The following is an 11,653-nucleotide window of genomic DNA, read 5'->3' as shown; positions in this document are numbered from 1 at the left end:
GAAAGGTGAACCGATGTCTTTATGCTCCCGTGATTTTATTACTTCAAAATCAATGCCCAGTTTTTTGAGCAACTCCTCGAATATCGGGAATTCCATAATGACACCGATTGAACCGGTGATGGTTCCGGGGTTGGCGACGATCACATCCGCCGGCAGAGAAACATAATAGCCGCCGGAAGCGGCGACGCCGCCCATTGAAACGACGACCTTTTTCTTTTCACGGGTTTTCTTGACCTGTTCATAGATCTCCTGGGAAGCGGCGACGCCGCCGCCCGGAGAATCGACTCTTATTACAATCGCCTTGATCGAAGGGTCGTCGCCGAAGTCCTTGAGGTCATCGACGATGTATTTCGAATAAGTGATGACTTCTTCAATTTCAATCACTCCGATATTCCCGCCGGTATAGCCCCCTCCATAAAAACTTTTCATATTCAGCCCGATGAGCAATCCGATTATGACGGCGAAAGAAAGCGTGACGATGATTATAAGATAATTTTTTTTCATTTTTACCTCCGAAAGGAAGATACTGTTTTTACTTTTATTCCTTTAATATCGTTTCCATTGATCGTTTCAGGATGTTGATGTCGACCTTTGTGACGAGTTTGCTTTTATATGCCAAGGAGATTCGACCCGTCTCTTCGGAAACAACGATACACAGGGCGTCGCTCTGTTCGGCTATTCCCAGGGCGGCGCGGTGTCTGAGGCCGTATTTACCGCTGAGATTGGGGTTTTCGCTCAGCGGAAGAACACATCCCGCAGCGACTATGGTTTCTCCGGAAATAACACAGGCTCCATCATGGAGTGGGGTGTCGGGAAAGAAGATCGTCCTCAGGAGTGATGAGTTTACCTGTGCATCTATGCGCACACCTGTATCAATAATATCTTTCAAACCAATACTCTTCTGAATGAGAATCAGGGCGCCGATTTTGTCTTCTGACATCTTTTTGACCGCATCGACGATTTCATCGATGACAGAAGATTCTTCCACTTTAAGAAAGAATTTTATCGGACGCTGTCGGCCGATACGGGCCAAGGCGTTTCGTATTTCCGGTTGGAACACGATAACGAACGCCACGACCCACACCGCAAGTATTGAGCTCATAATCCATGACAGGGCTTTCAGGTCAAGCCAGCGTGCGATGAACGAAACGAGAAAGAAGAGAGCCAATCCTATGAGAATGGGTGTGGCTTTGGTCCCTTTGACGAACTTAAAGAACTCGTACAACAGGATCGCCACGACGATGATGTCCACCACGTCGATCGCTCTTAAAGGTAAGAATCCGAATAGTCTCATTCTTTTATCCTGTCCACCAGCAAAGCCGCTTTCTTGGCTTCGAAAACATCATGTACCCTGAGGATCGAAGCACCGTTTTGAATCAGGAGGGCTTCAACTGCAAGGGAGCCTTCCAGGCGTTGTTCAGGTGAGATGTTAAAGGGCTTGCCGATAAATGATTTACGCGAGTGGCCTACAAGGATCGGTCTGTTCAGGGAGGTCAATTCATAAAGACGGTTGATGATCTCATAATTATCATCCAGCCTTTTGCCGAAACCGAGTCCCGGGTCGATTATGATGCGGTTTTCATCAATACCTTTTTCTAATGCGAACTCAATTCTTTTTTTCAAATAATCGTATATTTCTCCCATTAAATCTTTATATTGAGGATTCATCTGCATTGTTCTTGGTTTTCCTTTGATGTGCATAATGACCAATCCCACTTTGTTTCTGGCGACGACCTTCGCCATTCCTTTGTCAAAGCCGAGCCCTGATATGTCGTTTATTATTCTGGCACCGGCGTCGATCGCGAATGATGCGACGTCTGCCTTGTAGGTATCAATGGAAATCGGCAGTTTCGTCTTTTTGACGGCGAAGGGAAGAACCTTTTTCAGCCGTTCGAGTTCTTCTTTCTTATCAACAGGTGGTGCACCGGGTCTTGATGATTCCGCACCGATGTCGATAAAATCAGCTCCTTCCTGTTCCATTTCGACCACCACCTTTTCCACTATCTCTCTGATCGTGTAGCGGCTCCCGTTGTAAAATGAATCCGGGGTGACGTTTATTACCCCCATAATATATGTACGTTTGAATTCAAATTTCTCTCTTCCTATCTTTAAAAAGAGAGGAGTCCTTTGCTTAAGGAGTGTTTCCAGTTCTTTTGCTATGTTCCGCAGCCACGGCTGTTCCTGGAGGCGTCTTCTGATCTTTTCGATCTCCCGCAGATTGGCGAAGAGAACCGCGCAGACCTTTCTTGATCTGCCGCCGTAATATGCGGTCTTCGGGATTGCCAGATCTGCGCCACAGATGAGTGCCGTCTGTTTCAATACATTCGCCTGGGCGCAGGAGAGACCTTCGAGTTTTATAATCCTGTGTTCTGCTTTTCGTATGAATATCTGATATGCTTCGGGATCCACGCCGAGCTGTTTTAATTCTTTTAATACCAGTTCCGCTTTGTTTAATATCAATTGTCTCACAATATACATTATATTTATAATTTATAAGACTGTCAATATAATAGGGGGTTAAACAAAATATTCAGAGGGGTTTATACCGTATTTTTGTGCATATATCGGAGTTATTATCTTCAACTCTTTTTCAACCGTAAGGTCGACGATTCTACCGTCGATCTTCTTTTGATCTTTATCGATGATTATCTTCAATATGGGAAGTTCAGGACTTCCCTGGTTCTGTCTGATGACCAATCCTGTTTCGCCGCTGCTGAGTTTCAAACAGCTGCCTACAGGATACACTCCCAGAAGCTGAACAAAGATCTTGACCAGGGTCGGATCGAAACATTTCTGTCGCAGTTTCCAGATGACCCTTACCGCAATCGGAGGCAGATAGGGGACAGGCTGGTATATCCGCGGAGTGGTCATTGCATCGTATGAATCGCAGATCCTTACGATTCTCGAGAAGAGAACCGGTTTATTGGCGGGGTCATGTTCAGGATAGCCGGTGCCGTCGAAGTTCCAGTGATGTTGATAAGAGACGGTCATCGAGACCAGGCCGGTGTCATCAAGCCCCCTGGTCTTCAAAATCTGTTTGACACCGAAGTCCGAGTGTAATTTAAGGATGTTCCATTCCCGATCGGTCAAGCGTCCTGACTTATAAATTAATTCTTTCGGGATTTCGACTTTCCCGATATCATGGAGAAGGCCCGCGGTTCCCAGATCAGCCAGGTCTTTCTTTTTGATACCGAGTCTCTGTCCCAGGGCAAGGGATAAGATTCCGACATTCAAAGAATGATTGTAAGTATATTCATCAAAATTCTTTATCGCGGTCAAGGCGATGAGCCCGAATTCATCACGCGACAGGGAATCGATCAGGCCATAGACAATACGGCGGGAGTGTCGGACATCAACGGGTTGGTTCGTCCAGAGATTGTGCATCAGGTTTCTCGTTACCTTCAACGCCTTGAAATAGGTTCTTTTTAATTTTTCGCCGTTCTTAAGAAAGTCCGGTATCTCGTCCTCACCGGTGGAGAAATCAACACTGATGTGCTGAAACCTCTTTGAAGAGAATTGTCGGGAAAAGAGTTCTTGATTTTCTTTGAAGATCGAGGCGAAGAGAATGATTTCGTTCTTTTCAATCCCCGGGATTATGGTCAATGACCTTATGTTCAAAATTTTCAGTTTGTCATGGACGAACTGCAGGCTTGCATATCCGTCTATCTCGAATCTTAATCTCTGTTTGTTGAAAAAGACATAATCCCTGTATCTGACCAGTTCAATATGGGAGTGGAGAGTCAGAAGGGTATTGATGTAGTCGATCAACCGCTTGGCACTGTTCTGGACGACGTCGTTGTTGAGGTCATAGACCTGAACCGCCTTTATCAAGGCATAAAAAAGTGAAACGATGCGTTTTCCTGATTCGTATATACTCATATCTGTTTCAATGCCATCTTGCAGGCGTTCTTTATATCCTTATTTCTCTTTTTGACACCGCGCTGCAGAATCTGAAGGGCGTCGTCGGTTTTGAGTAAGGCGAGCGCCATCGCCGCCAGTTTTCTCATTGTGCTGTATCGTTTCCTGCCGAAGAGCTTCCACTTGAAGAGAATTTTTTTCAATTGTTTGGTAACCTCTTTACCGCCTGTAGCGACCAGACAGTTGAAATACTCTTTCTGTTCGGCAAAATCCAGATCAAGGAATTGTTTGTTCTTTATGCGCCGAACCAGATTGTCGTATATCCTCAGATATCTGATTCTCGTCAATACCTGGAGTGTTTTAATCCTGACCCGGGTGTCTTCGTCGTCCAGAAACTTCGCGATAATCGCACCCTTCCCGATCTTCTCCAGCGCTGAAATCACTTCGATCCGTACATAAGGGTCCGGATGTTCTATCAGGGGTTCGAGATAGGTTACAACACCTTTTAATTTCAACAGGCCGAGGATTGCAATCGCGTTTATCAGGATGGCGGTGTTCTTGCTGTTGAGAAATGTCAGAATGGGGGTGGGATCATCCTGGATAATATAGGCGAGCCGACTTCTCATCGTGGCTAACCGATCTTTTCGTTTAACCTGAACCAGTAATCGGATGAAGTGAATGATCGATTTCTTGGAGAAGAGGCCGATGAAGGCGATGAATTCATTGAAGACATCATCTTCAGCCAGGTTCACGACGTCCCGAAACGCCATTATCGTGGTTTCATTCTCGAACTTATCAATCGGATTGACCCCGGCGTGCTGTTTCAACTGGTGGACGATCAACCGTGCATGGTAAAAGTCCTGCGTATCTATACATCGTTCAAGCAACTCAACGAGACTGTCGATTATCTCCTGGGTTCTTTCACCCCTTAAAAAATTAAGGAGCGTGGTGATCGCCACCGCCAGGAATGATTCTTTCGTCGTTTTGGAAATTTCCGCCTTCAGATAATTCAGTTCGTCCTCACTTAGCTCGGGGTTGATCGGTGCTTGAAGATCGAGTTTTTCTTTCTCGAGTATCTCTCTTAATTTCGCGTCGTAATCGATATTCTCCACCTTCACTTCAGGCGCCCTGTAATCGATGACTTCTTCCTCTTCTTCCACCACGTAAAAACTTATGTGGCTGAAATCACATTCCCAGAGATTCAATGCAATATCCTGCTCCCGTGTCACCCGGCTTATTGTTTCCAGAAAAAGAAGAAGTTCGTCAGATGTCAGCCCTTTGCTGAAACTGATACTTCGGATGCCGTCGCGGAACAGACGGAATGCGACGCTTATGTCCTTTTCAGTCTCTTCATAGACCTTCTCGTTCGAATAAAGAATCGAAAACTGTTCTATCTGGAGATTCAGTTCAGGAGTATTTTTCAAAAATCCGGTGATCTTTTTATAAAATGGGTCATAAAAATATTTTGAAGAAGGGTGATTCAGGCCATACATCTGTATTGCCTTCACGGTTTTTATCATGGAAACAACTATATCCTGCACACTCTCAGTCACTTTCATTATTATAGACAATTATCCCTTTTAGTCAATAAGTGTAACCGAGGTTGTGTTCACGCTTGCAATTATCTGACTCCTCTCCTTTTTTTCGTTTTTATTTATTAAAGACCCTTCTTTCTCTATCATTCCTTCGTTACACTCAGGACAACGTCTGAGTTTGCCTTCTTTCTCTGTCATTCTGAGTGAAACGAAGAATCTTTATCAATCATTAGTCATTGAGATTCTTCAGTCGTCTGCTTGGGGCAGACTCCTTCAGAATGACAAAAGAGCGGGCGAAGGATGAAAAAAGTGGAGAGGAGTCAGTGCAATTATGTCTTGACAAATTGCAAATATTTTATATAATTATATAGAGAAAGGAGAAGGTACGAATTTCAGCAGTGATGCTGCTGAAGCACGTACCTTTTTTTGTTGCTGTATTAAAAAACAGGAAGATGGAAAGATAAAACAAGGAGATGAAAAAATGAAAACAACATATTTTAAACCCTCTATTCATGGCTGGCCCTTTGCTAATCGCTGGAGAAAAGGTGTATGCTTTGAAATTTATGGCTATTGCCAGAATATATCTATGGGATTCTGCGGTGGAATGTGCTGGACAGCTCTTGATAGATTCTATAGGGCGATTCCTATATTCCGAGATTTACAACGACCTCAGCAAGGGGATTCGTTGTATAAAGAAATCTGGAATGCCCAGAAAAGATCCGCCTCACCGGATGCTCTCTGGAATATTTTTGATCAGCAACGCAGTTCAAATAGTAAGCAGGGAAAGAATACTCAAAAAGAGTGGAATAAAATTAAAAGAAAACTGGACGTATTCAAGCCGGTTACAATTACACTTATTGCACACGCGAATGACCTTAATCCATTTGATATAAAAGATAGTCATAGAGTAGTTGCTTACGCCTACGACATAGGAGCCCCTGATAGACAAGCGCCGGCTGGTGCCGACCAAAAGGTGACTTTATGGATATATGATCCCAATCTGCCGGATAATGATGATGTTCGTTTAACGTTTTATCTCGGCTCCAGAAATAATGAAATTAAACTACGGCACAATTTCGGTTATATTTATGATTTTAAATTTCATGGTTTTTTTATGGATGATAAAAACAGAGTATATAGCCACTCAGAAGCAACACAGATACAGATCGATCCATCTCAACGGTTGAGAATTTTGTCCGCAACCTTGGTTAATTATGATCTCAAATTTTCCTGGAGATGTCGTTTTGTCCCTTATTTTAATATTATTATCGATGATGACGCTTGGCTAAATAATCGCCAGTTACAATCACAATATTTACCAGATAGGGGAAAAGTAGATAAGCAGTGTCCTTCACGAAACGGTAGTATGTCTATCCCATTGAAATTAATACGGAAAGTTTCCATAATTAAAGTTCAACTTTTAGGTGACGACAACTATACCCAGTCTATCGAAATAGATGCAAAACCGGTGATAAAATGTTATCCTTATGTGCATCAACGGGCCTGTGGCGATTTACCGGAAGTTTGTGACTCGCAGCTGGGAGACCAAGACCTTTATATTAAAAATGAGAATCCATCAAACAGCGAAATTCGACAGTTGGATACGTCTGAATTTCGGTGGGTATTCGTTACACCTCCAGCCCGTGACTTACGCAGGAGCGAAAACCCCCAGGATGATTTAACTACGGCTTATGTTGAAATTATAGAGAAAAAACAATTAGGCAATATAATTTCCCCTATTTTCGCAAATTTTGAAGAAAGGAATCTTGCACCACCGACTACAAAATCAGGTTTGGTTAAAGTTTATCAAAATAATAGACTCGTGTATGCACTATCTCTGAATTCTTTACGAAACAACGGCCAGAAGTTATTCAACGGTTTCCAAAATAATCCCACAGACTACGACCATGATACATGGGTGAAATTTACCTTTCAAGCAAAAGACAAGTACGGGTTAATTGTTAGAGGAAAAACGATATTCTATGGGAAATCCATTATTCTTCAATGCAAGACAGCAGAAATTCATGTCTTTGATCCCAATAAGTTCAGAATGCTCGAAGCAGTTGTAATGGAATTGATTGAAAAACAGCTTTTGGATCTCAAGATTGGAATTACATCCCGAAGGCCTTTTCCTCGACCACAGCCTATTGCAGCCGATTCATTAAAAGTGCTTCGTAAAATCCACAAACACCGTCGTCTTCAGGAGATACTTAATAAAACATTTAGGTCCATCTGGACGAATCGCCGTACCTGGCAACAGATCTGGGCTGCCCAGTCAAAGATAATTAAACGATCTGCTGAAGATGAAATTATTTATCTAGAAGGAAAGTACAAAAAAGGAAGATTGATGAAGTTAACCAGGGAACTTCAGATGAGCCAGCAGGGGAAATTCAATCTATGTGTAGTGAATATAGTTACAACAAAAGTATTGAATAAGTTGCGACGCGACCGCAATTTTATGAAGATGTTAAAGTTATTGTAATATAGACCGGATCGGTTCTTTTTTGTATTGTAGATAAACACAGGGGAGGGGGCTGAAGGAATATCACCGGAAAACGGCCTGCAATTTGCTATTGACTTATCGGGTTTTTTGCATATAATTCTGCAATGAAACGAACTTACCAGCCGAGTCGAAGGAAACGAAAGAAAAAACATGGTTTCAGAAAACGAATGAAAACCAAGAACGGGCGTGCGGTTTTAAAAAGAAGACGCAAGAAGAAAAGAAAGCGCCTGGCAGTATAGCTTTCTTTGAACTTGTGGTGCCTGATAAAGAGGATTGTAATACAGACACCAAAAAGTGCAAAAGATTTGGGTTACCGGAAATCGAGAGGCTGAAAGGTAAGCAGGTAATTAAAAGCATCTTCAGAAACGGCCGGAAGAGCCGTTCCGGCAATCTGATTATTATTTATCTGCTTTCAGAAAAGCCACAAGCCGGTTTTGTTGCCTCCAAGAAGATTGGCGGCGCGGTTAAACGGAACAGAGTCAAAAGATTATTAAGGGAGGCATATAGAATGAATAAAGAAATTTTTAAAGGACTGAAGGTCATATTCTATGCAGTCGGTCCTTTGACCCATAAAGAGATTCTGGGGGCTTTTAAAAAGTTCAGGGAGAGGGGATGAAGTCGGTGATGATATTCTTGATCAGAATCTATCAATTCACCTTTGGTAGATTTTTTCCGCGTGTCTGTCGGTTTTCACCATCGTGTTCAAGCTATGCAATCAAGGCGATAAAGGTACACGGCGTCTTCACCGGTGGTCTTCTGAGCGCCTGGCGTATTCTGCGATGCAATCCATTTTTTACCGGTGGTTATGATCCGGTTCCTCCAAAAGGCTCTGCCCTGAAGCTTATCTTTCACAGAAGAAAGATTATGGAGGGAGGTGGAAGATGAGCGACCGTTTCAGAACGACACTGGCGTTTCTCTTGATAATCGGTATTCTTGTGTTCTGGAGTTTGATGAGCAAACCGAAGACCGTAGCGGACAAGATAAGTCCGGGTGAAAAATCCGATACTCTTTTGACAGGAGAGAAAACAACCGAAGAACCTCTGTCTCCTGTTATGCCGGCTGCTTTCGATACCGTGGTTATCGATAAAGAAAATTACAGGTTGGTTCTATGCTCAGCCGGTGGTTCAGTAAAAGAATTTTATCTTAAAGAATACAATGTCGATATCATACCTCAAGGTCAATATCTTTTCATAACACAGTCGAATCCTGAAGAGGTCCTTGATTTTGATATGGAGGTGGCTGATGATTCCGTGGTCTTTACCTATGGAGACGAAAAATCTTTAAAGAAGGTATATCGCTTCAATGAACCGTACGGCTTCCAATTGACGGTCAGTGTACCGGAAACATTGAAACAGCAGATTCTTGACCTTAAAGCCGGGATGCGGATCACCGAAGAGAAGAATGCGAATGAGGATTTAAGACACTTCAATATTTATCTTAAGAACAAAAAGGTTGAACAATTAAAAAAGAAGGTAAAAGATAAATTCACTTACACCGGCGATGTTGATTGGCTGGGTTTGCGGAGTAAATATTTTCTGCTCGTGATAAACAACCTGGCAAAAATCGAAAGTATAAATTTCTATAAACTGCCCAAGTATCAACCGCCTGGCGAGGGAAATGCAGGGCTATCGAATGGGAAATTTCACCGTTCGGCTTTTGGTTGCTATTTTATGAGGGGCGGCGGCGACCGGTACGGCGCCGAGATAATCACCTCCGGAAATATCGACGTTTCGGTATTGCTTCTGCCGATTAAATATTCAAAACTCGCTGCATTCAAAAAAGGATATGAAGCGGTGAGTTCGGGAGGTCTTTTAGGACCGATCTCAAGACTTTTCCTGGGGATCTTCAATCTTCTCTACTCACTCTTTAAAAATTACGGGTTGGCGATCATCATCTTCGCGATTCTGATTAAATTGATTTTCTTCCCGCTTTCCCGACAGATGATTAAATCACAACATAAGATGCAGCTGATCCAGCCGGAATTGAAGAAACTGCAGAAGAAATATAAAGACGACCCCCAGAGACTGAATCAGGAGATGATGCATCTTTATAAAACGTATAAAGTGAATCCTTTCAGCGGTTGCCTGCCGTTGTTGATTCAAATGCCTATTTTCATCGCATTATATCAAACGCTTATTTCTTCGATTGAATTCCGTCAGGCACCTTTTATCTTCTGGATAACCGATCTTTCATTTAAAGACCCGTATTATGTACTGCCGATCGCCATGGGTGTCATGATGCTGGTTCAATCGCTGCTGACGACCATTGATCCGCGGCAGAGATTTATGGTCGTTGTAATGCCTTTGTTTATGGTGTTCATATTTTTGAATTTCCCTTCGGGGTTACAATTATACTGGTTTTCATATAATATTTTGACATTGGTTGAGCATATAATAATTAAAAGAGGAGGCATAAAATGAAAGTGGTTGAAGCGTCTGGTAAGGATCTTAACGAAGCAATCGAAAATGGCTTAAAAACGTTAAGAGTAAGAAGGGAGGAGGTGGATTATGAAGTCATTTCGCAGACCGAAGAAGAGACCGTCGTCAAACTTACCATTAAAGAAGCGAAAAAACACCTGCAGGAATTGACCAACTTTATACTTACCAGCTGCGGATTCAAACCCAATATTTCGATCACAAAAGACGGTAAGGGACTCTATCTGAATATAAAGACGAAACATACCGACGCCATACTCATCGGGAAAAAAGGTGAAACCCTCTGGGCCCTGCAGTATCTTATATCCCGTCTTATGAAACGCTTTCATCCGAATTTGAAGATACTGGTCGACGTCGGTGGTTATCGGATGCGAAGAAATAACTTCCTGCGCAAAAAAGCAGAAGCGATCGCCCGGATCGTTCTGCAGACCGGCAGGGAGATGGCTCTGGATCCTTTGACAAAAAAGGAACAGCAGATTGTGGAAAGTAAACTGGCGGAAATAAAGGGCGTCAAAATATATACCATTGGAAAGGGTGTTAGCAAAAATGTAATCATAGCACCAAGTGATGACAACAACAAAGAATCTGAATGATACGATAGTTGCCTGTGCTACGCCTGCTGGTTATTCGAGTATAGGTGTTGTCAGAATAAGCGGTAGCCAGGCAATATCTTTTACAAAAAGGATTTTTTACTCAAAGCCGATTGAAGACCACATTGAAAACCATCGTGCATACTACGGTGATATTATCCAGCCTGATACAAGAGAAGTCATAGACAAAGCCGTGGCTGTATTCCACCTGGCGCCTCATTCGTATACAGGCGAGGACGTCGTTGAAATATCCTGCCACGGTAACCCGTTGATCATCGAACGGGTGGTCAGATTATTCACAGAACTGGGTGCAAGAGTCGCAGAACGCGGTGAATTTACAAAACGGGCTCTATTGAACGGCAAGATCGACCTTTTGCAGGCGGAATCGGTGCTCGATACTGTTTATTCTCCGTGTGATGAAGCCCGCAAACTGGCAATAGCCCAGTATGAAGGAAAGTTATCAAAAAAGGTTTATGAATTGAAATCAAAAATTATCGACCTGCTCGTTCTGGTTGAGGCGGATATCGACTTCGGAGAGGAAGAGGAATTTACTGAAGACCGTACCAGCATCAATAATACCCTGGAGGCGGTCATTCAGGAGATCGATCTGTTGCTCGATGGTGCCGAGCTCGGTATGAAGATAAAAGAAGGTTATAAGGTGTTGATTATAGGACGGGCGAATGTGGGAAAATCGACCCTTTTCAATCGACTCGTCGGTTATGACCGGGCGAT

The 11,653-nt window shown here is 43.0% G+C and carries 12 protein-coding genes; 7 read left to right on the top strand and 5 right to left on the bottom strand.

The annotated features are described in order from the left end of the window. The 5 genes from ENI34_00410 to ENI34_00390 all read right to left on the bottom strand — a co-directional run. Nucleotides 1-504, bottom strand: a 504-nt coding sequence (locus tag ENI34_00410) for a S49 family peptidase (GenBank protein HEC77588.1), incomplete at its 3' end; no start/stop codon positions are given. Between the two features lie 34 nt (nucleotides 505-538). After that, a complete protein-coding gene (locus ENI34_00405; GenBank protein HEC77587.1) occupies nucleotides 539-1,294 on the bottom strand; it encodes a TIGR00159 family protein in 756 nt (251 codons plus the stop codon). Then, nucleotides 1,291-2,478 carry a dihydropteroate synthase gene (gene folP, locus ENI34_00400; protein HEC77586.1) on the bottom strand — a complete coding sequence of 396 codons (1,188 nt, stop codon included), beginning with the start codon at nucleotides 2,476-2,478 and terminating at the stop codon, nucleotides 1,291-1,293. Before folP ends, ENI34_00405 begins: the two co-directional genes overlap by 4 nt. A 39-nt stretch (nucleotides 2,479-2,517) precedes the next feature. Continuing rightward, the gene (locus ENI34_00395) at nucleotides 2,518-3,879 is read right to left on the bottom strand and encodes an HD domain-containing protein (protein ID HEC77585.1); all 1,362 of its coding nucleotides are present in this window, start codon (nucleotides 3,877-3,879) and stop codon (nucleotides 2,518-2,520) included. Then, on the bottom strand, nucleotides 3,876-5,417 hold the full coding sequence (locus ENI34_00390; protein ID HEC77584.1) for a HEAT repeat domain-containing protein: 1,542 nt from the start codon (nucleotides 5,415-5,417) through the stop codon (nucleotides 3,876-3,878). Before ENI34_00390 ends, ENI34_00395 begins: the two co-directional genes overlap by 4 nt. A 457-nt stretch (nucleotides 5,418-5,874) precedes the next feature. Here ENI34_00390 and ENI34_00385 point away from each other — a divergent pair, with 457 nt between their 5' ends. The 7 genes from ENI34_00385 to ENI34_00355 form a co-directional block, all read left to right on the top strand. After that, on the top strand, nucleotides 5,875-7,875 hold the full coding sequence (locus tag ENI34_00385) for a hypothetical protein (GenBank protein HEC77583.1): 2,001 nt from the start codon (nucleotides 5,875-5,877) through the stop codon (nucleotides 7,873-7,875). A 125-nt stretch (nucleotides 7,876-8,000) separates the two neighbouring features. Next, the gene (locus tag ENI34_00380; GenBank protein ID HEC77582.1) at nucleotides 8,001-8,135 is read left to right on the top strand and encodes a 50S ribosomal protein L34; all 135 of its coding nucleotides are present in this window, start codon (nucleotides 8,001-8,003) and stop codon (nucleotides 8,133-8,135) included. Then, the gene (gene rnpA, locus ENI34_00375; GenBank protein ID HEC77581.1) at nucleotides 8,132-8,512 is read left to right on the top strand and encodes a ribonuclease P protein component; all 381 of its coding nucleotides are present in this window, start codon (nucleotides 8,132-8,134) and stop codon (nucleotides 8,510-8,512) included. The genes ENI34_00380 and rnpA overlap by 4 nt, the downstream gene beginning before the upstream one ends. Next, nucleotides 8,509-8,781 (top strand): membrane protein insertion efficiency factor YidD, encoded by a 273-nt coding sequence (gene yidD / locus ENI34_00370; protein ID HEC77580.1) that lies wholly within the window; start codon nucleotides 8,509-8,511, stop codon nucleotides 8,779-8,781. Before rnpA ends, yidD begins: the two co-directional genes overlap by 4 nt. Then, nucleotides 8,778-10,316: a membrane protein insertase YidC gene (locus ENI34_00365; GenBank protein HEC77579.1), complete on the top strand. Its 1,539-nt coding sequence runs from the start codon at nucleotides 8,778-8,780 to the stop codon at nucleotides 10,314-10,316. Before yidD ends, ENI34_00365 begins: the two co-directional genes overlap by 4 nt. Continuing rightward, nucleotides 10,313-10,924, top strand: coding sequence for a hypothetical protein (locus ENI34_00360; protein HEC77578.1), 612 nt, complete (start codon nucleotides 10,313-10,315; stop codon nucleotides 10,922-10,924). Before ENI34_00365 ends, ENI34_00360 begins: the two co-directional genes overlap by 4 nt. Continuing rightward, on the top strand, nucleotides 10,899-11,653 hold a 755-nt coding region (locus ENI34_00355), incomplete at its 3' end, for a tRNA uridine-5-carboxymethylaminomethyl(34) synthesis GTPase MnmE (protein HEC77577.1). The genes ENI34_00360 and ENI34_00355, both read left to right, overlap by 26 nt.

The sequence above is a fragment of the candidate division WOR-3 bacterium genome (assembly GCA_011052815.1).
GTDB lineage: Bacteria > Hydrothermota > Tepidihabitantia > SM23-42 > SM23-42 > DRIG01.
This window is presented reverse-complemented; position numbering and strand designations above follow the sequence as displayed.

Excerpts from the sequence above, each read along its gene's own strand:
- ENI34_00360 (HEC77578.1), top strand. The coding sequence starts at position 10,313 with ATGAAAGTGGTTGAAGCGTCTGGTAAGGATCTTAACGAAGCAATCGAA.
- ENI34_00405 (HEC77587.1), bottom strand. The coding sequence starts at position 1,294 with ATGAGACTATTCGGATTCTTACCTTTAAGAGCGATCGACGTGGTGGAC.
- ENI34_00385 (HEC77583.1), top strand. The coding sequence starts at position 5,875 with ATGAAAACAACATATTTTAAACCCTCTATTCATGGCTGGCCCTTTGCT.
- yidD (HEC77580.1), top strand. The coding sequence starts at position 8,509 with ATGAAGTCGGTGATGATATTCTTGATCAGAATCTATCAATTCACCTTT.
- ENI34_00395 (HEC77585.1), bottom strand. The coding sequence starts at position 3,879 with ATGAGTATATACGAATCAGGAAAACGCATCGTTTCACTTTTTTATGCC.
- ENI34_00365 (HEC77579.1), top strand. The coding sequence starts at position 8,778 with ATGAGCGACCGTTTCAGAACGACACTGGCGTTTCTCTTGATAATCGGT.
- ENI34_00380 (HEC77582.1), top strand. The coding sequence starts at position 8,001 with ATGAAACGAACTTACCAGCCGAGTCGAAGGAAACGAAAGAAAAAACAT.
- folP (HEC77586.1), bottom strand. The coding sequence starts at position 2,478 with ATGTATATTGTGAGACAATTGATATTAAACAAAGCGGAACTGGTATTA.
- ENI34_00390 (HEC77584.1), bottom strand. The coding sequence starts at position 5,417 with ATGAAAGTGACTGAGAGTGTGCAGGATATAGTTGTTTCCATGATAAAA.